Source organism: Pseudomonas maumuensis, from assembly GCF_019139675.1.
Taxonomy (GTDB): domain Bacteria; phylum Pseudomonadota; class Gammaproteobacteria; order Pseudomonadales; family Pseudomonadaceae; genus Aquipseudomonas; species Aquipseudomonas maumuensis.
Window position 1 is genome coordinate 3,844,738 of sequence record NZ_CP077077.1, and the last position, 24,991, is coordinate 3,869,728.

The 24,991-nt window shown below is 64.6% G+C and carries 19 protein-coding genes and 1 pseudogene; 7 read left to right on the forward strand and 13 right to left on the reverse strand.

Features of this window, described 5'->3' with window-relative positions:
- The first annotated feature begins 96 nt into the window (after positions 1-96).
- From KSS90_RS17130 to KSS90_RS17155, 6 genes are read left to right on the forward strand one after another with little or no spacing between them, the layout of a single operon-like run.
- Positions 97-3,003 carry a monovalent cation/H+ antiporter subunit A gene (locus KSS90_RS17130; RefSeq protein ID WP_217866535.1) on the forward strand — a complete coding sequence of 969 codons (2,907 nt, stop codon included), beginning with the start codon at positions 97-99 and terminating at the stop codon, positions 3,001-3,003.
- Positions 3,003-3,347, forward strand: coding sequence for a Na+/H+ antiporter subunit C (locus KSS90_RS17135; RefSeq protein ID WP_023632557.1), 345 nt, complete (start codon positions 3,003-3,005; stop codon positions 3,345-3,347). The genes KSS90_RS17130 and KSS90_RS17135 overlap by 1 nt, the downstream gene beginning before the upstream one ends.
- Positions 3,344-5,023, forward strand: a complete 1,680-nt coding sequence (locus tag KSS90_RS17140) for a monovalent cation/H+ antiporter subunit D (protein ID WP_217866536.1) — start codon at positions 3,344-3,346, stop codon at positions 5,021-5,023. The genes KSS90_RS17135 and KSS90_RS17140 overlap by 4 nt, the downstream gene beginning before the upstream one ends.
- A complete protein-coding gene (locus KSS90_RS17145) occupies positions 5,020-5,508 on the forward strand; it encodes a Na+/H+ antiporter subunit E (protein ID WP_217866537.1) in 489 nt (162 codons plus the stop codon). Before KSS90_RS17140 ends, KSS90_RS17145 begins: the two co-directional genes overlap by 4 nt.
- Positions 5,505-5,783 (forward strand): K+/H+ antiporter subunit F, encoded by a 279-nt coding sequence (locus tag KSS90_RS17150; RefSeq protein ID WP_217866538.1) that lies wholly within the window; start codon positions 5,505-5,507, stop codon positions 5,781-5,783. The genes KSS90_RS17145 and KSS90_RS17150 overlap by 4 nt, the downstream gene beginning before the upstream one ends.
- A complete protein-coding gene (locus tag KSS90_RS17155; RefSeq protein ID WP_217866539.1) occupies positions 5,780-6,145 on the forward strand; it encodes a Na+/H+ antiporter subunit G in 366 nt (121 codons plus the stop codon). Before KSS90_RS17150 ends, KSS90_RS17155 begins: the two co-directional genes overlap by 4 nt.
- Positions 6,146-6,148: 3 nt before the next feature.
- On the opposite strand, the gene KSS90_RS17160 is transcribed toward KSS90_RS17155, so the two are convergent.
- Both KSS90_RS17160 and KSS90_RS17165 read right to left on the reverse strand, forming a co-directional pair.
- Positions 6,149-6,358, reverse strand: a complete 210-nt coding sequence (locus KSS90_RS17160; RefSeq protein WP_217866540.1) for a hypothetical protein — start codon at positions 6,356-6,358, stop codon at positions 6,149-6,151.
- A complete protein-coding gene (locus KSS90_RS17165) occupies positions 6,355-6,825 on the reverse strand; it encodes a hypothetical protein (protein WP_217866541.1) in 471 nt (156 codons plus the stop codon). Before KSS90_RS17165 ends, KSS90_RS17160 begins: the two co-directional genes overlap by 4 nt.
- Before the next feature lie 211 nt (positions 6,826-7,036).
- Here KSS90_RS17165 and KSS90_RS17170 point away from each other — a divergent pair, with 211 nt between their 5' ends.
- The gene (locus KSS90_RS17170; protein WP_217866542.1) at positions 7,037-7,324 is read left to right on the forward strand and encodes a hypothetical protein; all 288 of its coding nucleotides are present in this window, start codon (positions 7,037-7,039) and stop codon (positions 7,322-7,324) included.
- Positions 7,325-7,329: 5 nt separating this feature from the next.
- Here KSS90_RS17170 and KSS90_RS17175 read toward each other — a convergent pair whose 3' ends face one another.
- From KSS90_RS17175 to KSS90_RS17225, 11 genes and pseudogenes are all read right to left on the reverse strand, one after another.
- Positions 7,330-7,524 (reverse strand): hypothetical protein, encoded by a 195-nt coding sequence (locus KSS90_RS17175; protein ID WP_217866543.1) that lies wholly within the window; start codon positions 7,522-7,524, stop codon positions 7,330-7,332.
- Between the two features lie 115 nt (positions 7,525-7,639).
- A complete protein-coding gene (locus tag KSS90_RS17180) occupies positions 7,640-9,235 on the reverse strand; it encodes a methyl-accepting chemotaxis protein (RefSeq protein WP_217866544.1) in 1,596 nt (531 codons plus the stop codon).
- A 162-nt stretch (positions 9,236-9,397) separates the two neighbouring features.
- Complete coding sequence (locus KSS90_RS17185) at positions 9,398-9,802, reverse strand: TraR/DksA family transcriptional regulator (protein WP_046854836.1); 405 nt, start codon at positions 9,800-9,802, stop codon at positions 9,398-9,400.
- Between the two features lie 331 nt (positions 9,803-10,133).
- The gene (locus KSS90_RS17190; protein ID WP_194790858.1) at positions 10,134-10,907 is read right to left on the reverse strand and encodes an enoyl-CoA hydratase; all 774 of its coding nucleotides are present in this window, start codon (positions 10,905-10,907) and stop codon (positions 10,134-10,136) included.
- A gap of 13 nt (positions 10,908-10,920) precedes the next feature.
- Complete coding sequence (locus tag KSS90_RS17195; RefSeq protein ID WP_217866545.1) at positions 10,921-12,048, reverse strand: acyl-CoA dehydrogenase; 1,128 nt, start codon at positions 12,046-12,048, stop codon at positions 10,921-10,923.
- A gap of 8 nt (positions 12,049-12,056) precedes the next feature.
- The gene (locus KSS90_RS17200) at positions 12,057-13,250 is read right to left on the reverse strand and encodes an acetyl-CoA C-acyltransferase (RefSeq protein ID WP_217866546.1); all 1,194 of its coding nucleotides are present in this window, start codon (positions 13,248-13,250) and stop codon (positions 12,057-12,059) included.
- 12 nt (positions 13,251-13,262) lie between these two features.
- Positions 13,263-14,030 carry an SDR family NAD(P)-dependent oxidoreductase gene (locus tag KSS90_RS17205; protein ID WP_217866547.1) on the reverse strand — a complete coding sequence of 256 codons (768 nt, stop codon included), beginning with the start codon at positions 14,028-14,030 and terminating at the stop codon, positions 13,263-13,265.
- Positions 14,031-14,042: 12 nt separating this feature from the next.
- A complete protein-coding gene (locus KSS90_RS17210; RefSeq protein ID WP_217866548.1) occupies positions 14,043-15,689 on the reverse strand; it encodes an AMP-binding protein in 1,647 nt (548 codons plus the stop codon).
- A gap of 124 nt (positions 15,690-15,813) precedes the next feature.
- The gene (locus tag KSS90_RS25605; RefSeq protein WP_225933197.1) at positions 15,814-16,599 is read right to left on the reverse strand and encodes an NEL-type E3 ubiquitin ligase domain-containing protein; all 786 of its coding nucleotides are present in this window, start codon (positions 16,597-16,599) and stop codon (positions 15,814-15,816) included.
- 2,827 nt (positions 16,600-19,426) lie between these two features.
- Positions 19,427-20,314 (reverse strand): annotated as a pseudogene (locus tag KSS90_RS25760) (dermonecrotic toxin domain-containing protein); the annotation flags it as partial.
- 132 nt (positions 20,315-20,446) lie between these two features.
- Positions 20,447-24,943 carry an NEL-type E3 ubiquitin ligase domain-containing protein gene (locus KSS90_RS17225; protein WP_217866550.1) on the reverse strand — a complete coding sequence of 1,499 codons (4,497 nt, stop codon included), beginning with the start codon at positions 24,941-24,943 and terminating at the stop codon, positions 20,447-20,449.
- Positions 24,944-24,991: the final 48 nt, after the last annotated feature.

A 24,991-nucleotide genomic window follows, 5' to 3' on the forward strand; every position in this document is an offset into this window, starting at 1 on the left:
TCACAGCACATTTGTAGGATCCTGCAACCGCTTGCGTGTTGGTGATCAACCGTCCGGCACGTATGATCCTTGGCAAACTTCTCAGAACAGAACGCTATGTCATTGATTGTGCTATTGCTTCTGCCCTTCCTGGGTAGTTGCCTGGCGGCTGTACTGCCGCACAACGCACGCAACGCCGAGTCCATTCTTGCCGGGCTCGTGGCCCTGGTCGGCACCGTCCAGGTGGCGTTGCTGTACCCCCAGATCGCCGATGGCGGGGTCATCCGCGAAGAATTCCTGTGGCTGCCCAGCCTAGGCCTGAATCTGGTCCTGCGCATGGACGGCTTCGCCTGGCTGTTCAGCTTGCTGGTGCTGGGCATCGGCACCCTGGTGTCGCTATACGCCCGCTACTACATGTCGCCGCAGGACCCGGTACCGCGCTTCTTCGCGTTCTTCCTGGCGTTCATGGGCGCCATGCTCGGCCTGGTGATCTCCGGCAACCTGCTCCAGCTGGTGTTCTTCTGGGAGTTGACCAGCCTGTTCTCATTCCTGCTGATCGGCTACTGGCACCACCGCGCCGACGCCCGCCGCGGCGCCTACATGGCGTTGATGGTCACGGGGGCCGGCGGTTTGTGCCTGCTGGTCGGGGCCTTGCTGCTCGGCCATGTGGTCGGCAGCTATGACCTGGACAAGGTCCTGGCTGCCGGCGACATCATCCGCCAGCATGCGCTGTACCCGGTGCTGCTGCCCCTCATCCTGATCGGCGCCCTGACCAAGAGCGCGCAATTCCCCTTCCAGTTCTGGCTGCCCCATGCCATGGCGGCGCCCACCCCCGTATCGGCTTATCTGCACTCGGCGACCATGGTCAAGGCCGGGGTGTTCCTGCTCGCCCGGCTATGGCCGGTGCTGTCGGGCAGCGAGGAGTGGTTCTGGATCGTCGGCGGCGCCGGTGCCGCCACCCTGCTGCTCGGCGCCTTTGCCGCGATGTTCCAGAACGACCTCAAGGGCCTGCTGGCCTACTCGACCATCAGCCACCTGGGCCTGATCACCCTGCTGCTGGGCCTGAACAGCCCCTTGGCAGCGGTCGCCGCGGTGTTCCACATTCTCAACCACGCCACCTTCAAGGCCTCGCTGTTCATGGCCGCGGGGATCATCGACCACGAGAGCGGTACCCGCGACATCCGTCGCCTCAGCGGCCTGTTCCGCCTGGTGCCGTTCACCGCCACCCTGGCCATGGTCGCCAGCGCCTCGATGGCCGGCGTGCCGCTGATGAACGGCTTCCTGTCCAAGGAGATGTTCTTCGCCGAGACCGTGTTCATCAGCTCGACCGCCTGGGTCGAGGCCGCACTGCCAGTGATCGCCACCCTGGCCGGGACCTTCAGCGTCGCCTACGCGCTGCGCTTCACCGTCGATGTATTCTTCGGGCCTACGGCCCAGGATCTGCCGCACACGCCGCACGAGCCCCCACGCTGGATGCGTGCGCCGGTCGAGCTGCTGGTGCTCACCTGCCTGGTGGTCGGCATCTTCCCAGCACAATCGGTCGGCCCGCTGCTGGCCGCTGCCGCGCTGCCAGTGGTGGGCGGCACCCTGCCGGAGTACAGCCTGGCCATCTGGCACGGCTGGAACGCCCCGCTGATCATGAGCCTGATCGCCATGAGCGGCGGCATCGTCCTCTACCTGCTGCTACGCAAGCAGCTGCAGCGCGGTCGTTTCCCTCACCCGCCGTTGATCGAGCGCTTCAACGGCAAGCGCCTGTTCGAACATGGCCTGGTCCGGCTGATGCTGCTGGCTCGGCATCTCGAACGCCTGCTGACCACCCGCCGCCTGCAGACGCAGTTGTTCATGTTGGTGCTGGCCGCCTTCATCGCGGGCTTGACGCCATTGCTGTACAGCGGCCTGAGCTGGGGCGAGCGGCCGAAGATCCCCGGCTCCGGGGTGTTCGTCGCGCTGTGGCTGATCGCTATCGCCTGCGCCATCGGCGCCGCCTACCAGGCCAAGTACCACCGTCTCGCGGCGCTGATCATGGTCGGCGTCTGCGGCCTGATGACCTGCATCACCTTCGTCTGGTTCTCCGCGCCCGACCTGGCCCTGACCCAGCTGGCGGTCGAAGTGGTGACCACCGTGCTGATCCTTCTCGGCCTGCGCTGGCTGCCACGGCGTATCGAAGGCGTATCGCCGCTGCCCGGCAGCCAGGACCGCGCCCGCCTGCGTCGCTTGCGCGACCTGCTGCTGGCGGTGCTGGTCGGCGGCGGCATGGCCCTGCTGTCCTACGCCATGCTCACCCGCCCGACGCCCAACGATATTTCCTCGTTCTTCCTCAGCCGCGCCCTGCCGGAAGGCGGCGGCACCAATGTGGTCAACGTGATGCTGGTGGACTTCCGTGGCTTCGACACCCTCGGTGAAGTCACCGTGCTGGTGGCCGTGGCGCTGACCGTGTTCGCCCTGCTGCGCCGTTTCCGTCCGCCCAAGGAGAGCATGCAACTGCCGGCCCAGCAGCGCCAGCTGGCCCCGGACGTGGTCACCGACCTGGTCAACCCGCGCCATGCCACCGACACTGCGCTGGGCTTCATGATGGTGCCGGCCGCCCTGGTGCGCCTGCTGCTGCCGATCGCCCTGCTGGTGTCGATGTACCTGTTCATGCGTGGCCACAACCAGCCGGGTGGCGGCTTCGTCGCCGGCCTGGTGATGTCGGTGGCGTTCATCCTGCAGTACATGGTCGCCGGCACCCAGTGGGTCGAGGCGCAGATGAGCCTGCGCCCGCTGCGTTGGATGGGCACCGGCCTGCTCTGCGCCACCCTTACCGGTGCCGGGGCGATGCTGCTCGGCTACCCGTTCCTCACCACCCACACCGCCCACCTGCACCTGCCGCTGCTGGGTGACGTGCATGTGGCCAGCGCGCTGTTCTTCGACATCGGCGTGTACACCGTGGTGGTCGGCTCGACCCTGCTGATCCTCACCGCGCTGGCCCACCAGTCGGTGCGTGCCTACCGCCCCGCCAAGTCCAGCCAAGCAGGAGCCGCCTGATGGAAGAAGTCATTGCAGTCGCCATCGGTGTCCTCGCCGCCTCGGGGGTCTGGCTGATCCTGCGCCCGCGTACCTACCAGGTGATCATGGGCCTGTGCCTGCTGTCCTACGGCGTCAACCTGTTCATCTTCAGCATGGGCAGCCTGTTCATCGGCAAGGAGCCGATCATCAAGGACGGCGTGCCCCACGATTTGCTGCACTACACCGACCCGCTGCCCCAGGCACTGGTGCTGACCGCCATCGTCATCAGCTTCGCCATGACCGCGTTGTTCCTGGTGGTGCTACTGGCTTCGCGCGGCCTGACCGGCACCGACCACGTCGATGGCCGGGAGCGTGACGAATGAGCGGGATGAACCAACTGATCATCGCGCCGATCCTGTTGCCGCTGCTCACCGCGGCGCTGATGCTGCTGATCGGCGAAAAGCACCGCTGGCTGAAAGCGCGCCTGAACCTGCTGTCCACCGCCCTCGGCCTGGGCATCGCCGTGACCCTGCTGATGTGGGTGCGTACCCAGGGCCAGGCCGAGTCCATCGGCGTCTACCTGCCGGGCAACTGGCCGGCGCCGTTCGGCATCGCCCTGGTGGTCGACCATCTGTCGGCGCTGCTGCTCACACTGACCGGCATCGTCGGCTTGAGCGCCCTGCTGTTCGCCCGGGCCCGCTGGGACGGCGCCGGTGCCAGCTTCCACGCGCTGTTCCAGATCCAGCTGATGGGGCTGTACGGAGCCTTCCTCACCGCCGACCTGTTCAACCTGTTCGTGTTCTTCGAGGTGCTGCTGGCGGCCTCTTACGGCCTGCTGCTGCATGGCTCGGGGCGGGCACGGGTCAAGGCGGGGCTGCACTACATCGCCATCAACCTGTTCGCCTCGTCACTGTTCCTGGTAGGCGCGGCCATGCTCTACGGCGTGACCGGCACCCTGAACATGGCCGACCTGGCGTTGAAAGTACCACTGGTGCCGGAAGCCGATCGCGGCCTGCTGCATGCCGGCGCGGCGATCCTGGCCGTCGCTTTCCTGGCCAAGGCCGGAGTCTGGCCGTTGAACTTCTGGCTGGTGCCGGCCTATTCGTCGGCCAGCGCGCCGGTGGCCGCGCTGTTCGCGATCATGACCAAGGTCGGGCTGTACGCCATCCTGCGCCTGTGGACGCTGCTGTTCTCCGGGCAAGCTGGCGCCTCGGCGTTCTTCGGCGGGGACTGGCTGGTGTATGGCGGTCTGGCGACCCTGGCTGTGGCGGCGATGTCGATCCTCGCGGCGCAACGCCTGGAGCGCCTGGCAGCCCTGAGCATCCTGGTGTCCGCCGGCACGCTGCTGGCCGCCGTCGGCTTCGGCCAGCCGATCCTCACCGGCGCCGCGCTGTTCTATCTGGCCAGCTCGACCCTGGCGTTGTGTACGCTGTTCCTGCTGGCCGAACTGGTGGAGCGCTCGCGCTCGGCCAACGAGGCGCCGCTGGACGACGAAGAGGACGCGATGCCCTCGCCGCTGGAGTCGCTGCACCCGCCCAAAGGCATCAACCTGGACGACGAGCAGCAGGTGGTGATCGGCCAGATCATCCCCTGGACCATGGCCTTCCTGGGCCTGAGCTTTATCGCTTGCGCCCTGCTGATCATCGGCATGCCGCCACTGTCGGGCTTCATCGGCAAACTCAACCTGATCAGCGCACTGTTCAACCCGCAGGGCATGGGGGTCACCCCGGAGCAGCCACTGGGTGCCACGGGCTGGACCCTGGTCACTCTGTTGGTGCTGTCCGGCATGGCCTCGCTGATCGCCTTCGGCCGAGTGGGCATCCAGCGTTTCTGGAAGCCCGAGGAACGCCCCTCGCCAGTACTGCGTCGCTATGAATGCGTGCCCATCGTCATTCTCCTGGGCCTGTGCATCTTCCTCAGCCTCAAGGCCGAGCCGCTGCTGCGCTACACCCAGGACACCGCCGCGAGCCTGAGTACGCCTGAGACCTACGTCAAGGCGGTCATGGCCACCCGACCGCTGCCAGGCCCCACCACCCTGAGCGTGGAGGCGCAGCCATGAGCCGACTTTTCCCTGCGCCGCTACTCTCCATCGCACTGTTCGTACTGTGGCTGCTGCTCAATCTTTCGCTCAGCCCGGGCAACCTGCTGCTGGGTGCCGCGCTGGGCATCCTTGCGCCGATCCTGATGGCGCCGCTGCGCCCGCAGCATGCCCACGTGCGTCGGCCCTGGGTCATCGCCAAGCTGATCGGTCGCGTGGGCCTCGACGTGATCCACTCCAACCTACAGGTCGCACGTGGCGTGCTGCGCGCTGGCAGCACACCACCCCGCTCGGCATTCGTGCATATCCCGCTGGACCTGCGCGACGCCCACGGTCTGGCAGCACTGTCGATGATTACCACCGTGGTGCCGGGCACCATCTGGTCGGAGCTGGCCCTGGATCGCAGCGTACTGTTGCTGCATGTGTTCGACCTGGAAGACGAAGCGGCCTTTATCGAACACTTCAAGCACACCTATGAACGCCCGCTGATGGAGATTTTCGAATGAGCGGCCTGCTTGCCTATGCCGTCCTCGCCAGCCTGTTCATCTTCGCCATCGCCATGGCCCTGGCTTTGATTCGGGTAATGCGCGGCCCTTCCGCCCAGGACCGCGTACTGGCACTGGACTACCTGTATATCCTGGGCATGCTGACGATGCTGGTGCTGGGTATTCGCTACGCCAGCGATACCTACTTCGAGGGCGCACTGCTGATCGCCCTGTTCGGCTTCGTCGGCTCGTTCGCGCTGGCCAAGTTCCTGCTGCGTGGCGAGGTGATCGAATGAACGAGGCCATCGAATTGCCGTTCTGGCTGGAACTGCTGGTGTCCGCCCTGCTGCTGCTGGGCAGCCTGTTCGCCCTGATCGGCGCCATCGGCCTGGTCCGCCTGAAGGACTTCTTCCAGCGCATGCACCCGCCCGCACTGGCTTCGACCATCGGCGCGTGGTGCGTGGCGGCGGCCTCGATTCTGTACTTCTCGGTGCTCAAGCAGAGCCCGGTGCTGCACGCATGGCTGATCCCGATCCTGCTGTCGATCACCGTGCCGGTGACGACGTTGCTGCTGGCCAGGGCCGCGCTGTTTCGCAAGCGCACCTCAGGCGAAAACGTACCGGAAGAAGTCAGCAGCGGTCGCGACCGTGGCAATTGAGGCTCAGGCGTGGTTCAAACGCTGCAGTTCACGGCGCACCATGGCGACGAAGGGCGGCGGGCTCATCCGGTAGAGCTCGCCAGCCACCCAGGCCAGCCAAGCAGCATGCAGTTCATCTCGACGCGCCAGTAATCGTTCGGCCTCTGCCAGCGCACGGGCCTGGTGCTGGCGGTGGAAGTCGGCCCGCGAGCCCAAGGAGGCCTCTTCGCTCATTCGCTGGCCTTGAACGTGGTCAGCTCGCCCTTGCGCCATTTGGCGACCTTGCCGGTCACCGCCTTGAGCAACTTGCCCAGGCCTTCCTGCACCTGTTGCTGCGCCGCGAACACCAGCATCACGCCATGCCCGTCGCGGAACACGATACCGTCGCCTTCCGGTACCGAGACGAAGGCGTAGTCGCCCTGGCCATAGACGTTCAGCTTGATCTCGCGAAAGCGCAGCTCCAGCTTGCCGCCTTCGCGGCTGGGCAACACCGCGGCACGGAAGTGGTCACCCACTTTCAACTCGAGGCGCTGCTTGTCATCGACCACCATGGCGTTTTCGGTGTCGATTTCGGCCATGTACAGGCCTTCGGGATTCTGCTCGGTGACATAGATGAAACGCCCATGGAACAGCTTGACCAGTTGGGCGCGCAAGTCGCCCAGGGCGAACAAGGCATGGGTATCCAGAGTACTGACTGCCAATGAAAGGCTCCTCACATCGATTGCAACGGCCACGCCACGGACACCGGTGGCGTCAGGTGGCGGGCACTGTCTAGTCATGGTCCGCAGGACCGTGGAAACAAGCATCACAGCGTCCTCGCGCAACGGCGCAGGGGCAACCAGGAAGTGATTCACCCAGCCACCGCCCGGCGACGCGAAGTAAGCTCCGGCTCGATTGCGCAAAGGAAACGTAATGTCCGGCAGCAAAAATGCCGGAAAGGATGCGACAAACAACGCCAGTTCTTTCGCCAGAAAGGAATGCTGGTCTTCGGTCGCGCATTACAGGAGAGCGAATATGCACGAAAACACTGAAACCCGTCGAGAGGCACGTAATATTTCTGGCCGGGAACTGCCTCGCTATATCGTCATTCCCGCAGGCATCGCCTTCTACCACATTGCCGAACGCGAGACCGGGCTCGTCAGGGGTTTTCGCCAGTGCCACGAACAGGCCTGCGCACTGGCCCGGCACTTCGAGCGTTGAACCTTTCAGGCCGCGCTGCACCTGCCCAGCTGGGCCAGCCAGGCGGCCTGGCACTCCAGCGCTTCGGCACGGCTGGCGAACGCCGTGCCACGCCGCTCGCCATCGACCAGCACCACCCAGCACACCCGATTGCCCGAGGCCTGCATTGATTGCGGCACGCCGGTCCCGATCATGACGGCCACATCGACTCGGCTATTCATCATTCCCTCCGGAATTTAATTAGCAACCTAACGATGTGCGCATGATACGCCGTGCCCGCGCCGCGAAAAAGCGCCGCCAGGTACAGCTGTATTGCAATTACGGCAACAAATCCGCTCAATCCAACCCAGGTTCGGGTCGGTAGCCCAAGCGCAGCCCGCCCCAGTGCCGGCCCTGGACGAAGATCGGCACCGACAGGTCGTGCATCAGTTCGCCAGTATCACGGGTGTAGGTCTGCAACAGCACCCGCTGCTGGTGATTGCCGCAGCGGCTGCCGGTACGGTCGTCGAACATGCGTTTGCTGCGATTGTGCGCGGTGTCATGCGCCGGATCGCCGGTCAGTGGCTGATTGAAGGCGCTGTTGTGGGTAGGCACATACCCTTGCTGGGTGCAGGCGATTGCGTACACCAAGCCATCATGGCGCAACAGCGGTTCCTGGATCTGCGGCAACACGCTGTCGGTGTAAGGATCGAAACGAGTGTTGAAGCGCGGTGGCTGCATGCCGGCAATCGGCCGGTACTGGCGGTCGAACAAATCGTCCAGGGTGATCCGCCCCTGCTCGACATCCGCCTCGAAACGCTCACCGATCTGCCGCGCACCGGCCTGGGCCAGTTCGAAGACCCGTTGGTGATAGGCATCCAGCCCCACCTCGGCCAGGCGCTCGCTGAGGTTCTCGACCTGCCCTTCCATCCGCACCGCCGCCTCGGCCAGACGTCGGGTCTGCTGGTCACTGACCTGCAAGTCGCCACGTACCTGGGCCACCGCCTGGAACAGGGTATCAAGCTGGGCCTGATTGGTTTGCGTGCCCTCGGCAATCTCGCTGACCTGACATTCGACGCTGGTCGCCAGACCGGTGATCTGCGCCAGTTGCCCACCGGTTTGTTCGACCTGTTCGACCCCACTACCCAGCTCATCGGCCAACGCACGGATCTGCGCCACCACCTGGGCAGTGCGCACCTGGATATCCGCCACCATCTGCCCGACTTCCTCGGTAGCGCTGGCGGTACGCCCGGCCAGGCCGCGCACCTCATCGGCCACCACCGCGAAGCCACGGCCGTGCTCGCCGGCCCGCGCCGCCTCGATGGCCGCGTTGAGCGCCAGCAGATTGGTCTGGCTGGCAATCGCCTGGATCACCAAGGTGACCCGGGCGATATCCTCGCTACGCTGGTGCAGCGCCTCGATCAGCTCACGGCTGGCGCTAGCCCGTCCGCTCAGGTCACGCATACGCTGTATCGACTCGGCTAGCACGGCATTGCCCGCCACGCTGCTGTCACGGGCCGAGCGTGCCGCTACCAGGGCCTGCTGGCTGAGCTGGGCGGCGGCTTGCTCGGTGGTGATCATGATCTCGGCGCTGCCGACGATTTCCTGGGCCGCGCCCAGCTGCGACTGCACGCGCGCCGCCAGTTGCTGCACCGAATGGGCCACCGCGGCGGCCGACAGGGCGTTGTGGCTGGTGCCTCGCGCCAGCTCCTGCAGCAGTCCGTCGTCGTGCGCGGCGGCCACCACCACGGGCTCTGGCGCACGCCGCTGGTGTGGTAGCCACAGCACCAGCAGCACCAGGGGCACGGCCAGGTACAACGCCAGGTCGGCATACGCCATGCCCACCAGCACCGCGCACATGGCCACCCCCTGCAACAGGCCGACGGTGATAGCCGATCGGGCAGGCACAGGCCGAGGCGTTTCACCGGTCGACAGAGATCCTTCTCGCATCATCTTCGTGATCCATCCACATGTCGTTATTGTGAGGTCATTAAACGCCACTATAACGCCATTATCCAAGCTTCCTTGGAAGACAAGGCGGTCACGCTTGACGCATGGCAAGAAAACACGAAGGCCCCAGGGATCGCTCCGTGGGGCCTTGCGCAAGGCGTTGGCTCAGATCTGCCGCTGGTGGCGGTCGAGCTGCTCGTGACGCTCCTGGGCTTCGATGCAGTACTTGGTGGTCGGGCTGATCAGCAGGCGCTTCAGGCCGATCGGCTCGCCGCTGTCGTCACACCAGCCGAAGCTTTCCTCGGTGATGCGGTCCAGGGCCATCTCCAACTGCGGCAGCAGACGCTGGTCGCGGTCGATGGCGTTGACCAACCAGGTACGTTCTTCCTCGACCGACGCCACGTCAGCGGGATCCGACGGGGTATCCAGGCTTTCGATGGCGGTGCGGCTGAGTTCGATGCGCTCGTGGGTTTCGACTTTCATCGCCTGCAGCAGCGCGGTGAAGTACGCGAGCTGCTCGGCGTTCATGTAGTCATCGGCCGACATGGCCAGCAACTGTTCCTTGGTCATCGATTTCTCTATGAAAAATGTGCATATGGGCGATTCGGGTGCCGCCGACGCTGCTGCGTCGGCGGCGGAATTCTTCAAGCGCCAACCGGCACTCTTTTACAGGGGGCGGAAGTCTAAGGTGCCAAGCGACACTGGGCAACAGAAATGACGGAGGAATTGACCGAAATGGGCAGGAATCCGCCCATTGGTGTCGTATCGGACGCTACAGACACGTGGATCTGGCGCTGCCAGGCAATATGCCGCAACAAATGCCTTGCCGCGAGCGTAACGGCGACGCTTCACCCGATCGGCAGAACACCGTCCGGGCGCAGCCTAGCTGCGCCCTTATCCATCAACGGTCCTTGAATTGCGCTTCGCGCTTGGCGATGAAGGCTGCCATGCCTTCTTTCTGATCTTCGGTGGCGAACGCTGCGTGGAACACCCGACGCTCGAAGCGCACGCCTTCGCTCAAGGTCACTTCGAAGGCACGGTTGACGCTCTCCTTGACCATCATGCTCACCGGGATCGACTTGCTGGCGATCGTCGCGGCCACCTTCAGTGCCTCCTCCACCAGCTCGGCCTGCGGCACGATGCGCGCTACCAGGCCGGCGCGCTCGGCTTCCTCGGCGCCCATCAGGCGGCCGGTCAGGCACAGCTCCATGGCCTTGGCCTTGCCCACCGCGCGGGTCAGGCGCTGGGTGCCGCCCATGCCCGGCAGCACGCCGAGATTGATTTCCGGCTGGCCGAACTTGGCGTTGTCGGCGGCGAGGATGAAATCGCACATCATCGCCAGTTCACAGCCGCCACCCAAGGCGAAACCGGACACCGCGGCGATGATCGGTTTACGCCGATTGGCGATGCGGTCGGCGTCGCTGAACAGATCCTCGACGTAGATCTGCGGGTAGCGCAGCTCGGCCATTTCCTTGATGTCGGCGCCAGCGGCAAAGGCCTTGGCCGAGCCAGTGAGTACCACGCAGCCGATGTTCGGGTCACGCTCCAGCTGGTCCAGGGCCTGGTTGATCTCGCCGACGATCTGCGCGTTCAGCGCATTGAGCGCCTGGGGGCGGTTGAGGGTGATCAGGCCGACCTTGCCGTGGATGTCCAACAGGATGGTTTCGAATGCCATGCAGTCTGCTCCTTCAAAGATTGCGCGCAATAACCATGCGCTGAATGTCGCTGGTGCCTTCGTAGATCTGGCAGACCCGCACGTCGCGGTAGATCCGCTCCAGCGGGAAGTCGCTCAGATAGCCATAACCGCCGAGGGTCTGCAAGGCGTCCGAACAGACCTTTTCGGCCATTTCCGAGGCGAAAAGCTTGGCCATCGAGGCTTCCACCAGCGCCGGGCGCCCGGCATCGCGCAGCGCGGCGGCGTGCAACACCATCTGCCGGGCTACGGCCACCTTGGTCGCCATGTCGGCCAGGCGGAAGGCCACGGCCTGGTGCTGGATCAGCGGCTTGCCAAAGCTCTGGCGCTCGTTGGCGTAGTCGCGGGCCACCTCGAAGGCGGCGCGGGCCATACCCACCGATTGCGAGGCGATGCCAATGCGCCCGCCTTCGAGGTTGGCCAGGGCGATCTTGTAGCCCTCACCTTCCTCGCCCAGGCGGTTTTCCACCGGCACGCGCACATTGTCGAAGACGATCTGGCAGGTATCGGAGGCGTGCTGGCCGAGCTTGTCCTCGACCCGCGCCACCTGGTAGCCCGGCAGGTCGGTGGGCACGATGAAAGCCGTGATGCCGCGCTTGCCGGCGTCCGGATCGGTGACGGCGAAGACGATCACCACCCCGGCGTTCTGCCCGGAGGTAATGAACTGCTTGCTGCCGTTGAGCACGTAGTGGTCGCCATCCAGGCGGGCGCGGGTCTTCAGACTGCTGGCGTCGGAGCCGGCCTGGGGCTCGGTCAGGGCGAACGCGCCGAGCATCGAACCGCTGGCCAGCGGCGCGAGGAACTGCTGCTTCTGCGCCTCGCTGCCGAACTTGAGGATCGGCACGCAACCCACCGAGTTATGCACGCTCATGATGGTCGAGCAGGCGCCGTCGCCGGCGGCGATCTCTTCCAGGGCCATGGCGTAGGCCACATATCCTGTGTCGCTGCCACCGTACTGCTCCGGCACCAGCATGCCGAACAAGCCAAGCTCGGCCATTTCCTCAATGGCCTCCTTCGGAAAGCGGTGCTCCTTGTCCCACTGTTCGGCGAATGGCTTCAGCCGCTCCTGGGCGAATGCCCGCACCGCGTCGGCGATCTGTTGTTGCTCATCAGTTACCAGCATGGTTCACCTCAATACAGGCATTCGACGGCCATGGCCGTGGCCTCGCCACCACCGATGCAGATGGCCGCCACGCCCCGGCGCAGGTTGTTCTGGCGCAAGGCAGACAGCAAGGTCACCAGGATACGGGCGCCCGAGGCACCAATCGGGTGGCCCAGGGCGCAGGCACCGCCATGGATGTTGACCTTGTCGTGGGGCAGGTCGAGATGCTTCATGGCCGCCAGGGTGACCACGGCGAAGGCCTCGTTGATCTCGAACAGGTCGACCTCGGAAAGGTTCCAGCCGGTGCGTTTCAGCAGCTTGTCGATGGCACCGATGGGGGCTGTCGGGAACAGCGCCGGGGTGTCGGCGAAAGCCGCATGACCATGGATCACCGCCAGAGGTTTCAGGCCACGCTTCTCGGCTTCGGAGCGACGCATCAGCACCAGCGCCGCAGCACCGTCGGAGATCGAACTGGAGTTGGCCGCAGTCACGGTACCGCCTTCACGGAACGCCGGCTTGAGCTGCGGGATCTTGTCCAGGCGCGCTTTCGGCGGCTGTTCGTCATCCTTGATAACACGCTTTTCCCTACCCTCGGTGACTTCCACCGGGACGATCTCGGCAGCGAAGCGGCCATTCTTGATGGCGTCCTGCGCCCGGGTCAGCGAGGCGATGGCGAAGTTGTCCTGGGCTTCGCGGCTGAATGCGCCGCTCTGCGCGCAGTCCTCGGCGAAGGTGCCCATCAGCCGGCCTTTGTCGTAGGCGTCTTCCAGGCCGTCCATGAACATATGGTCGATGATCTTGCCGTGGCCCATGCGGTAGCCGCCACGGGCCTTGTCCAGCAGGTAGGGGGCGTTGGTCATGCTCTCCATGCCGCCAGCGACGATCACCTCGGCACTGCCGGCCAGCAACTGGTCGTGGGCCAGAATAGCGGCCTGCATGCCCGAGCCGCACATCTTGTTCAGCGTGGTGCAGGTGGTGTGCTTGTCCAGCCCGGCGCCGAGTGCCGCCTGGCGTGCCGGAGCCTGGCCCTGGCCAGCTGGCAGCACGCAGCCGAACAATACTTCCTGGACGCTGGCGGCATCGATACCGGCGCGCTCGACGGCGGCACGGATCGCCGCGCTGCCCAGCTGCGCGGCGGTCAGGCTCTTGAGGTCGCCCTGCAGGCCGCCCATGGGCGTGCGCACGGCGCTGACGATAACGATCGGATCATTGGCGAGGGTCATGTTCGTTGCTCCTTACTTGGCAGCCATGCGCAGCGCGCCGTCGAGGCGAATCACCTCGCCGTTGAGCATGCTGTTCTCGATAATGTGACGGGCCAGCGCCGCGTATTCCTGCGGGCGACCCAGGCGCGGCGGAAACGGCACCCCGGCAGCCAGCGAGGCACGTACTTCCTCGGTCATGCCGGCCATCATGGGGGTTTCGAAAATGCCCGGGGCGATGGTCATCACGCGAATGCCGAAGCGCGCCAGCTCACGGGCAGCCGGCAGCGTCAGGCTGGCGATGGCACCCTTGGAGGCGGCATAGGCGGCCTGGCCGATCTGACCGTCATAGGCGGCAATGGACGCAGTGTTGATGATCACCCCGCGCTCACCCTGCTCGTCCGCCGGCCCTTCGGCCATGGCTGCGGCAGCCAGGCGCAGCAGGTTGAAGCTGCCGATCAGGTTGACGTTGATCACCTTGGCGAAACTGCCCAGGGCATGCGGACCGTTCTTGCCCAGGACCTTCTCGGCGCCGACGATACCGGCGCAGTTGACCAGCCCGTGCAGGCTACCGAAGGCACTGACGGCGGCGTCGACGGCGGCCTGCGCGGCATGCTCGTCGCTGATGTCAGCCACCGCGAAGCGGGCTTGGTCACCCAACTCACGCGCCTTGGCTTCGACCGCGGCGGCATTGAGGTCGACCAGCATGACCTTGGCGCCAGCCTCGATCAGCATCTGCGCGGTAGCGGCGCCCAGGCCTGAGGCCGCACCGCTGACGATGAAGTGTTTGTTCTTGATATGCATAACGTTCTTCCTTCAGGCGCCCGCAGCGATCGGCTGCGCGGCTTGTTGTCGGGCGATTTCCTGGTTGCGCAGGATGAAGCGTTGCAGCTTGCCGCTCGGGGTCTTGGGCAGCTCGCCGACGAATTCGATTTCACGCGGGTAGGCGTGGGCATACAAGCGCTGGCGCACATGCTGGCGCAGCGCCTCTTCCAGCTCGGGGCTGTCCTCGTAGCCCTGGGCGAGCACCACGAAGGCCTTGATCAGTTCGGTGCGCTCCGGGTCGGGTTTGCCGATCACCGCCGCCTCGACCACCGCCGGGTGCTCGATCAACGCGCTCTCCACGTCGAAGGGGCCGACCCGATAGCCAGAGGTGGTGATCACATCGTCGCTGCGACCGACGAAACTGATGCTGCCGTCCGAGTTCAGCTCGACGGTGTCGCCGCTGAGGTAATACCTGCCGACGAACGCCTTGGTCGGCAGCCCGTGATAGCCACCGAACCAGCATAGCGGCGACTGCTCGCGGTCCACCGCGAGAATCCCCGGCTGGCCGGCGGGCAGCTCATTGCCCTGCTCATCCACCACCACGATACGGTGGCCGGGAATGGCGAAGCCCGCTGACCCCATATGGACGGGATGTTCCAACTCATGGTGGTTGCACAGCACCATGCCCAGTTCGGTCTGGCCGTAATGGTCATGGATGGTCACTCCCAGTTCGTCGGCGAACCAGCGGATCACTTCTGGGTTCAGTGGCTCGCCGGCGCTGCTGACCACCCGCAGTCGGCCCTGGATCGGCGCCGAGAAGGCGCTGCCTGCGGCAATCAGCAGGCGGTAGGCCGTGGGCGAACCCGCCAGGTTGGTGATGCCGAGCTTGTCGATGACCCGCGCGCAGCTCTCCACGCTGAACGGCCCGTCATAGAAAGTGGTGGCGTGGCCAAGGGACAGCGGCCCGGTGACGGCGTAGTACAAACCGTAGGCCCAGCCTGGGTCGGCCAGGTTCCAAAAGCGGTCTTCAGGGCGCAGGCCAATGGCATCGCGCATGTAGCCCTGGAAAGCCACGATGGCACGCAGCGGCACCTCCAGCGGCTTGGCGGGGCCGGTGGTACCGGAGGTGAACATCAGCAGAAAAGGATCGTCGCCCCGCCGCATCACGGGTTCGCAAACGCTGTCCGCAGCCTCCAACGCCTGATGGAAATCCAGTTCGCCGCTGCTGGCACCGACCGTGACGATGAACGGGCAGCCCGCCACGTCATCGAGCTTGGGCCGGTTATTGCGATCGGTGACCACCACCTTGGCATGGGATTGTTCGAGCCGGTGCTCGATCGCCCTGGGCCCGAAGGCGGTGAACAATGGCTGGTACACAGCGCCCAGGCGCCAGGTGGCAAGAATGGTCACCAACAGCTCGAGGGTGCGCGGCATCAGCCCCGCGACCCGATCACCGGCCTCGACCCCGTGGTCCTTGAGCACATTGGCGAAGCGCGTCGCCATGCCCTGCAACTGGTCGAAGGTGTAGAGGCCGCCGTTGCCGTCACGGTCCTCCCAGATCAGCGCGGGCTTGTCGCTGCCGGTGTGCCGGTCGCAGCACTCGACACAGGCGTTGAGGGCCTCGAGGTTACCTTGCAGCGCCGCACTGGCGGCTTGGGCGAGGTCGAATGCACGAGCGGCCTCGGCGTAATCACGCATCGTCGAACTCCTGATTTGTTGTTTTTGGAGTGGAACCATCGGTTCGACGATGTTCGCGCCGCTCAACCACGGCGACAATGGTCAAAGCTGTCAATCTGGATGACCGGTTTGGCCGCAGCAAGCCTCAACCGGGCTGCACGGCATCAGCTTCCAGGGCGTCCAGGGTGAGCTGCAGCATCAGCGCCTGGAGCGCGGATTCCCGCTCATTGCGCAAATCCTCCCAGCGCTGGGTGTAGACCTGGCTGGTGAGCGTATTCATCCCCTCGTCCAGGGCATCCCCCCGCGCCGCGAACTCGTTGCCAATGGCCGTGAAGGCCTGCGCATGCGAGAGGTTGAGCCAGTCGCGCCAGAAATCCCTTTGGCTCAAGTCATCGGCAAGCGCCGCTGGTGTCTCGGCTGCACGCACGGCGGCTCTTGCAGCCTCCAACTCGGCGGGCCCGACACGGGCAACATCGCCATAGCGCATGCTCCGCGGCTGGAATGGCAAGTCGAACTCCTGCGCCAGGTGGATGCGGTAGAAAAGACTGACCTCGATCTCGTCGACCCCGCGCCCCTGTGCGGAGCGACCAAGCATGTCCTGGCGAGCGAAACGTTCCAGACGATCCAGACGGAACAGACGACGCCCCAGCCTCAGAAGATCGGCCCTGCGCGTTTCGCCGTCGGCCTGACGGCTGACGGTGCTTACCAACAGCTGCACCTGAATATCGCTGAAACGCTCGGCGACACTGTCTTCGCAGGTTCGTGGCTGGTTGGCCCGGGCGAAGATGCGCTCGCGCAAACCGGCATTGCCGTCGGGCTCGCCATCCACTTGCAAACTCGCGAGCAAATTCCAGACCTGTTCGGACAGATAAGCGCGCGCCCTGGAAATCGGCGGTGCGCCGCAACTCCTCCAGCAGCTGGAACAGCCCATGACTTTCCGCCATTGCACTTACCACGTTCCATTGCTGGCCGCGTGCGGCCCTGTCGGCGGCAGCCAGCGTATTGAGCCAGGCATCACGGCTCAACACCTGCTCGGTCGACGATGTCACCGTGGCGTTGTGCGCGACATGTTGCTCGACACTGTACAGAGTGGAAAGATCCGCCACCGGCAAGGGGTTGCGGTCGACGACGAAACTCATGCGAAATCTCAAGGGCATGCGCTGAATATCCAGTGGCAAGCTGGCGATGTTGTTGTCGCGCAGATCCACGTACTCGAGCAACCCGCACAAATCCAGCCCGCCCGGCCAGTCATGCAGTCGGCAATGCCGTAGGCGCAGCGTGGCAAGCCGGGACAATTGGTTGAAACGCAGGGTCAGGGTGCTCAGCGGGTTGTAGCTCAGGTCCAGATGCCTCAGTTCGGGGAGCGAGGCCAGCGCGGTGATACCGGCCTGATCCAGGCGCAAACGGTTATGGGCCAGGCGCAACTCCCGCAGTTCGAGCAGATAGGGCAAGGCCTCAGGCATTCGGTGCAGCCGGTTGCTTCCGAGGTTCAGGCGGGTCAGCGAGCCGAAGCGGCGCAAGAAGCCGACGGGCACCTGCGTAAGGTCCATGTTCGCCATCGACAGGACGGTGACATGGCTGAAGTCCACTTCCTCCGGCAATTCGGGCAAGTCCTGCACCCTGATACCACTGAGGTCCAGGCGCATGCCCTCCGGCTGCCCGGCGGTATCATTGACGACCTCGCCCTGCAATCGCCAGGCTCCGCGCAAGCTCGCCGCCAAGCGCTGCCTGAGCGCTCGCCTGGACGCCTGCGCCTGTGAACTCTCCCAGCGCGCCAACGTTTGTTCCAACTGCGCATAGTTGCGTTCTTGAGCCAGCATCACCTCGAAAGGCGAAGCCGATGAGCACAGAAGGATATGCAGATAATCCTCCACCTGCGTCTCGGTGAACCCCCAGTACAGGGCACGAATACGATCGCGCAGGACATCCCAACTGTTCCGTTGCCCTTGGCCACGACCGCTGAGCGGATACCCTACCCTGCCATCGGCGAGGCGGCGCCCTGGGTTGAACCAGGGCGCCGCCTGTCGCCAGCCAAGCAACCGCAGCAGCGACACCCGCGATTGCGGAAGCTGGGCCAGCAGCAACTGACGCAGTTGCTCGCCCTGGTTCTCACCGACGATGCCCAGGCCGTTCAACCGCTCAGGGTTGAGCAACGCGACCAGCGTCTGGAAAAGCCCGGCAGGCTCGTCGACATCGACCTGGAGCACGCGCCCCCGATTGTCGTACAGGTGGAAGCGTCCCTCCCTGCGGACCAGCACCGCCGCAGCGCCAGATTGTGCCGGGGTGCCACTCCTGGCCAGCAGCAGCCCTGTAGCTGAATTGGCGCGCAACTCAAGGCAAAGCGAAACCGGCCAACCCGGTATCTGCGAAAGCAAGGAGAACACCAGCTTTCCCGTTTCCTGGCTGTAGCTGTTGCGCAGGAACACCCCCTCCAACGCCCGATTGAGGCGAGCGACTTGCAACAAGGCACGTACCCGGCCAGCCACGGTCGCGGGAACACGTGCCTCACGCGCGACCAGCAGGCGCTCGCCTTCGTTCACGGTTTGCGCCAGCTCGAGGACATACGCATCGGGAAGCGTCGGAAAATCACGTTTGATCAGCGCCAGCAAGGTGTCCTCGCCAAGGGTGACCCTCGTCAAGTACTCCATGAGTCGTTCGCGCAACAGCGGCGCCTGGGCCAGCAAGCGCTCGCGCAGGGCGGCGGCGTCGAGGCCGCTCATCCCGGATTGCTCCAGGCACCACTCCTGGATCTGCCGGTCTTGCATCTCCCCTTCCGGGTGCTCCAGGTTGCCGAAAAATGCATCGATACGGGCATCGGCCGCAAAACGCCGCAGCGTATCCCGCAAGTTGGCCGGCAGGGGACGGTTCTCGCCGATAACCGCCCGCAGTTCGTCCTTGTCCATGCCCGCCACCCGTAGGATCGAATCGGCGCGCTGCGAGTCCAGCGCTGGATGCTGCGGCCATACACTGTCGAGCATCCGCCCGCTGTCATTCCACGTCCGCGCCTGGTCGCTGCGCAGATGCCAACCGCGCTCACCATTGCCATCGACAATCGGCCCGAAGCCCTCTTCACGCCGAGGATGCAACAAACGCCACGGTCCGTCGGCCTCGGGGCGATGAATCCGGTAGTAACGCGCCTCGAGGCGCAACCAGCGCCGCTCGCCCTGGTGATACAACCCGTCCTCGCCCAGCGCCGCATCCTCCGGGGAGACTTCATACGCTTGCAAGTCATTGGCCCACAGGCGTTCGCCCCGTTCGCCGACACTAACCGGCTCCAACCCCTCGACAAAACCACTGCGCAGGAAGCCGCGCGCAACCATGCTCGCGCCACCGGCGACGGCAGCGCTAACCGCGAGGGTCTCAGCCACTCCCAGCATATGCTCCAGCGCCTCGTGCTGATGCCCCTGTGCCCAGTCGACGACGCCTTCGTAGACCTCATGAAGGGTCTGCAGCAGCAGTTGGCCCAACAGCACCATACCCACCACGGGAATGAAGAACCCTGCCAGATTGACCAGCGCCCATCCCGCCGATGTCCATGCCTCCAGCCGTGCTCGGCTGGCACGCAGATCAGCTTCGGCGCTGGGCACCAGCAGCAGACGGGCGTCTTGCTGCAGCCGCCGCAGCTGTTGCTCGACGAGGGCATCGAACAGCGGCCCGTCCGGCTCATCGGGGGCCACTTGGAGATCGGGCCGGTCGTCCTTGAGCCGCAATGCCAGGGTCTGGACAAACTGGGTACGCTGGCCCAGTTCTATCAGCTGCACGAAGAACCGCTCAAAGGCACTACTGCCCAGGCGCTCGGCCAGCGTGTCATTCATCGCGCTCAGCGACTCGAACCGAGACAGAGCCTGGGCCGGATCGCCGGGCAAATACAGAATCCAGCCGTTGTCAGCCTGCTGCTCATCGCGTAACTGGATGGCCAGCGCACCGGCCACCGACTGGCCAAGCAACGTCAGCAATTGTGGATGGGCCGTCATCCTGGAAGTCGCGGACTCGTCCGCGAGCAGACCGTTCAGCGCTTGTTGCTGGTGCGCGGTGATTTCGCTGCGCAATGCGGCCACTTCGATCGCCAGTCCGAACCCCGCGCGTTTGTCGGTGGCCAACAGCGCTTTGTTGTCAGCCGTGAAGGTGTCCCGCAGCAATTGCTGGTAGCGCCCTCCAGCATCCAAGACGCGGCAGGCTTGCGCCAACGTCGCCACGTCACCCGATAACACCGTCTCGCCATCCGCGGCCACCAGGCCACTGCCATCGAGTGGCGTAGCGCCCTCGCCGAAATTCTGCATCAAGCGCCACAAGGCCGGTTCATGGCGGTACTGGGTATCGATGTACGACCAGTTGGAGCCCATCGACCGGCCCACATCCAATTGCGCGGTTTGCCAGCGTAGTCCTGCCAGCTCGACGCCTTGCGGCAGACGCCCCGCCAGCAATGTCGCGAACTGCGCCTGGGCAAACTGCAACAGGTCTAACGGTTCCAGCATGGCTTTGACCGGCTCCTGACTCGATCGATAAGCCGTGAAGCGGTCACGCAGTCGGTTGATCTGCCCGGCGGAGGCCCGAGCCAGCCAGCCAGGCAGACGCCTGCCTATGAAATCATCGGTAATCGTGGCGCTGCTTGCCGGAACAGGAACGGGAGAGGTGTTGGACGACATGTCGACTCCAGGGGTTGGGTGGAGTCGCCATGTTCCGCGCAGCGTTGCTAGGCTGGCAGCGGGAAGCGCTTCAATTCTGCAGCCCAGATTGCTTGAAATCCCGGCCAGGCCCTGCGGCTGACCGGGACGGTTTCAATCGCCCGGGCTGGATACCTCGATCAACGCCTCCTGGGTCAGGCACAACACCAGTGCCTCGACCGCGTCCTGACGCTCGACCGCCAATTGATTGGACAGGATGAGATATTGACTGCTGTCCAAGCGCAAATTGTCGAGCGCCTCCAGGCGAGCCCAGAAAGGCGCCTCGACCTCGCTGAAACGCTCGCCATGCCAGCTACGCAAACCCTCTATCCAGAAATCACGCTGGCTGATGTAACGCGGCAGTGCTTCGCCCGCCTCGGCCTGGCGCACTGCCGCGAGCGCCGCATCCAGGTCGCTTTGGGCGACTCCGGCGATGGTTTCGAAGTGCATGGTGCGCGGTTGGCCCGGCAAATCAAGTCGGCTGGCCAGGCCAGTACGGTACGCCAGGCTTACCTCGATTTCATCCACGTGCTGGCCCAGGGAGATGCGAGTACGAATATCCTCGCGGGCGATTGCTTCGACCTGATCAAGACGAAACAGTCGCCTGGCCAAGCGCAAGCGCGCGGCACGGGCTGTGAGCGGATTGGCTTCGCGCAGGGTCTGTGCCATGTACAAACGGACCTCCAGGCTGCTGAAGCAAGACGCGACGCTGTCCGCGCACGTGCGCGCATTGCCGGCGAGGGTGAACAGCTCGTCACGCAAGGCGGTATCTTCGGCTGCAGCCTCCAGCATGGCCCATACCCTGCGGCGCAAGTCGACGGGCACTTGCTGGAAATCACGGGTAGCGCTCAGTTCCGCCAACAGCTGGAAAAAGTTGCCACTGCCCGCCTCGGCATGCAGCGTATCCCAGATATCGCCACGGGACTGAAGCTGCGGCGCGGCCTCGCCTTCCAGCCACGCAGCCCGAACCGCGGCCAACGCCGATGGTCCATCGGCGCCCTGTACCGCGATGGCCGAGGCTATCCCCAGACGCTGCCTGATCGCCTCGGGCAGCGGATTACCCGTCAGCAGCAATGCCCGACGCCATGCCTGCGGGGCATCGAGCACCGCCTGCGGCATGCTTGCCAGATGGTTGTCGCGCAAGTCGGCGATCTCCAGCTGGCCACACCACTGCAGGTCGGCGGGCACGGTCAGCAGGTTGGTGCTGCGCAGGTTGAGTTCACGTAGCCTGGTCAATGGGCGAAGGTGCAGGCTGATCGCGCCCAGTGGATTGAAGCTCAAGTCCAGCGACTGCAGGCGCGTCAAGCGGCCCAGTGCCTGCGCCCCGTTCATGCCCATGATGATCCGGTTCTCGGCCATGCGCAGGTTACGCAGCTGGCTCAGGTGGCCAATGTCGACCGGCACACTGGCCAAGGCGTTGTTGCCCAGGTTCAACCAGCGCAACTGTGCGAAGCAGCGCAAAAAACCATCAGGGATCTGTTCGAGGCTCAAACCGGTCAGGGTCAGCTCGGCCACATGGCCGAAATCGATACTGGCAGGAAGGTGTGGCAGGCTGCGCAGGACAGTGTTGTTCAAGCTCAGGCTCATGCCCAGGGGTACATCCCACTGGTCGACGATGCGCTCACCTATCAGTTGCCAGCAACGCCGCAGTTGCCGCCCCGCACGCCGGCGCAAGGCCATGGCATCCGAGCCCCTCGCCCGGCCGACCCACAAGGCCAGCACCCGTTTGAGGAGTTGATACTGTTGCTCCTGCTGCAACAGGTTGCGAAACGCCGAGCCTGGGCGCGCCAGCAGGATGTCCAGAAAAACCCTGGTTTCAAGCTGATTGAAACCGGGGTACAGGCTGCGGATACGCGCCATCAGCAAGGTGTGACTGGCGTGGTCACCCGACATGCGCCCGCTCAGCAGATAGCCCACGCGACCATCGGCCAGACGCTGCGGCGGATTGTGGGACGAGCCTATGTCACGCATCCCGAGCAGTTGCAACAGTGCCTCCCGGTCGCTCGGCAACCAGTTCTGCAGGTCTCTGCGCAACTGCCGCGCCGCATCGGCCTCTCCCCAGCCGAACCACATACGATCCTTTTGATCCAGACAGGCCAGCAGCGCTTCGGGCAAGCCGGCGGGCTCGGCCACGAGAACTTGGCTACCGTCGCCCTCATAAACGCTGAAGACACCGTTCGAGTTGACCAGCACCTTGGCCTGTCCCGGGGCAGACGGTGCGCCCAGGCTGGCCAGCACGCGTCCTGTGGGTGAGCCATCGCGCAACTCCAATGCCACCGAGGCCGGCCAGCGTACCTCCTGGCCAAGCAGGGCGAAGGCCAGCTTGACCAGGTCGGGCCGATAGCTGGCCCGCAGGTAGAACCCCTCGCACAGACGTGTCAACTTGGCCACCTGCAACAGTTCGCGCGCCTGTTGAGCCAGCGCCAGCGGAATGCGTGAACCCGTGCGCATCGCAGTGCGCTGCTCGACGCTGATACGCGTGAGCAAATGTACGGCATAGGCCTTGGGCAAGCTGGGGAAATCCCTGTTCAGCAGCGCCAGTTGCGGATCATCGAGCAGATAGGCCTCGGAAAAATACTCGAACAGCCGGCCACGCAGGGATTCGGCCTGCAAGCTGAGGGTATCTCTTTGCGCTGGCAACTCGAGGTCCTGGACGCCCAGTTCTTTCAAGCACCACTGCCAAAGTTCAGTATCGGAATCTGGGTTGGCGAGAAATGCGTCTACCCGGGTATCCACGGCAAAGCGCTCCAGCGTATCGCGCAACACTAACGGCAACCGCCGGCCCTCCACCAGCAGGCCACGCAAATATGCCTCGTCGACACCCGCTACCTTGAGCACCTGCGTGACCCGCTGGATGCTGAAATCCTCCGCCGGCGGCCACAGGCGCCCAAGCAACTGCCCTGACCCTTGCCATTCCAGCGGCCGCTCGTGCGTCATGCGCCAGGCGCGCTCGCCATTGAACTCCAGGGCCGGGCCATAGCCCTGTGGCCGCCTGCCATCGAGCAACCGCCAGGGACCGTTGGCGCTGGTGGCGCGTACCCGGTAATGCACACCCTGGTGGCGCCACCACAGACCTTTGCCATCGCTGAGCAGGCCATTGTCGAGCTCGCTCAGTTGCGCGGGCGGGCTTGCATCCTGGTAAGGCGTCAGGTCATTGCGCCAGAGGCGATGCTCACCGGCGTCATTGACCACAGGCTCCAGGCCATCCACCCAAACGCTGCGGGTGAAGACCGTGGTCACCACCTTGGCCCCAGCCATCACCGTTGCATTCACCGCCACAGATTCGGCGACCCCAAGAAGATGTTCGAACGCCTCGTGCTGATGCCCCTGGGCCCAATCGGCGACGCCCTCACACACCTGCGACACGGTTTCCCGCACCATGTTCGCCAGCAACAGACTGCCCAGCCCAGGCACGAACAACCCAGCCAGGTTGAGCATTGCCAGGCCCACCGAGGCCATCAACGCCAAACGCTCGGACGATTGGCGTTGATCCACTTGCGTATTGGGAACCAACAGAAAGCGCGCGTCGTCACGGATACGTCGGATCCGGCGCTCGGCCAGCTTAGTGAACAGATCCCCCACCAGGGCGTCGACCTCGGGGGCCAGATCGGGCTCATCATCCTGCAGGCGCTGGCCCAGTGTCTGGAGAAATTCCGCCCGGTCCTGCAGGGCGACTCGTTGCAGCAGCAGAGCACGCTTTTGCGGAACGTTCAGCCATTCCAGCAGTGTCGTGTTGACCGCTTCCCAGGTGGCCAAAAAGCGCACTGGGTTGCTCGGATCATCTGGCATGTACAGCAACACGCCGCTGATCCGTCGGCGCTTGACGGTACCGCTCAGGCCGGGCAGCCACGTGCCGGCCAACTCAACCACCAACATGCCGGACAAAACGCAGCCGAGCACTTGCAGCTCACCCCGCTGGATGTTCGGACATTGGGGATACACAACGGATCGCCCTGCCGCCAGATCGCGCAGCACCTGCAGCTCCCTGGGTGGCATCAGGCGCCGCGTGGCGGCGATTTCGGCCATGAACGCCGATGCCAGGCGCATATCCTCGCCAAGGTCATCTACGAAGTCCTTGGAGAACAACTGGTCCAGGCGCTCCTGATATTGCTTGCCGGCGTCGACGTCACGGGTCAGCTGGACCAGTTGCTGCGAAGCCGTGGTCAGCAAGCGCTCCTCGGCCCCAGTAGCCGCATTGGCCGGGTACACCAAGGCTGTTCCGCTGTAGAACGATTCGCCTTGCTTGAAGTTCTGCATCAGCTTTTGCAAGGCGGGAGCCGAAACGAAATACGAGTCGCTTTTGGGTAGCTGGCCTGGCTTGACGGTGAATGTACGCCGCTCCTCCCGCCAGCACGCCCGGGCAAGATCGACCGTCAACCCCGTTCTCCTGGTCAACTCGGTCTGAAGCAGGCCTTGGGCGAAGGCATCCACCGGTAAAAGACGCCCGAATACAGCCGCAACCTTGTGCTGGCTGGCCTTGTACGCGCTGTATGCTTCGCGCAGCTGCGCGATCTCAGCCGCCGGGGCTGTCTTGAGCCAAGTTGGCAACAACTCGCCAATGAATTGATCGGTCGCGTGCTCGACCTTCGGTGTCAGTGTGAACGCAGACATTACCAGTACCCCTCGGATGGAAACCATCGACACTGGGCTATCTCGATG

Coding starts and splice junctions, on each gene's coding strand:
- KSS90_RS17130 (WP_217866535.1), top strand. CDS start 97: ATGTCATTGATTGTGCTATTGCTTCTGCCCTTCCTGGGTAGTTGCCTG.
- KSS90_RS17135 (WP_023632557.1), top strand. CDS start 3,003: ATGGAAGAAGTCATTGCAGTCGCCATCGGTGTCCTCGCCGCCTCGGGG.
- KSS90_RS17140 (WP_217866536.1), top strand. CDS start 3,344: ATGAGCGGGATGAACCAACTGATCATCGCGCCGATCCTGTTGCCGCTG.
- KSS90_RS17145 (WP_217866537.1), top strand. CDS start 5,020: ATGAGCCGACTTTTCCCTGCGCCGCTACTCTCCATCGCACTGTTCGTA.
- KSS90_RS17150 (WP_217866538.1), top strand. CDS start 5,505: ATGAGCGGCCTGCTTGCCTATGCCGTCCTCGCCAGCCTGTTCATCTTC.
- KSS90_RS17155 (WP_217866539.1), top strand. CDS start 5,780: ATGAACGAGGCCATCGAATTGCCGTTCTGGCTGGAACTGCTGGTGTCC.
- KSS90_RS17160 (WP_217866540.1), bottom strand. CDS start 6,358: ATGAGCGAAGAGGCCTCCTTGGGCTCGCGGGCCGACTTCCACCGCCAG.
- KSS90_RS17170 (WP_217866542.1), top strand. CDS start 7,037: ATGTCCGGCAGCAAAAATGCCGGAAAGGATGCGACAAACAACGCCAGT.
- KSS90_RS17175 (WP_217866543.1), bottom strand. CDS start 7,524: ATGAATAGCCGAGTCGATGTGGCCGTCATGATCGGGACCGGCGTGCCG.
- KSS90_RS17180 (WP_217866544.1), bottom strand. CDS start 9,235: ATGATGCGAGAAGGATCTCTGTCGACCGGTGAAACGCCTCGGCCTGTG.
- KSS90_RS17185 (WP_046854836.1), bottom strand. CDS start 9,802: ATGACCAAGGAACAGTTGCTGGCCATGTCGGCCGATGACTACATGAAC.
- KSS90_RS17190 (WP_194790858.1), bottom strand. CDS start 10,907: ATGGCATTCGAAACCATCCTGTTGGACATCCACGGCAAGGTCGGCCTG.
- KSS90_RS17195 (WP_217866545.1), bottom strand. CDS start 12,048: ATGCTGGTAACTGATGAGCAACAACAGATCGCCGACGCGGTGCGGGCA.
- KSS90_RS17200 (WP_217866546.1), bottom strand. CDS start 13,250: ATGACCCTCGCCAATGATCCGATCGTTATCGTCAGCGCCGTGCGCACG.
- KSS90_RS17205 (WP_217866547.1), bottom strand. CDS start 14,030: ATGCATATCAAGAACAAACACTTCATCGTCAGCGGTGCGGCCTCAGGC.
- KSS90_RS17210 (WP_217866548.1), bottom strand. CDS start 15,689: ATGCGTGATTACGCCGAGGCCGCTCGTGCATTCGACCTCGCCCAAGCC.
- KSS90_RS25605 (WP_225933197.1), bottom strand. CDS start 16,599: ATGGGCTGTTCCAGCTGCTGGAGGAGTTGCGGCGCACCGCCGATTTCC.
- KSS90_RS17225 (WP_217866550.1), bottom strand. CDS start 24,943: ATGTCTGCGTTCACACTGACACCGAAGGTCGAGCACGCGACCGATCAA.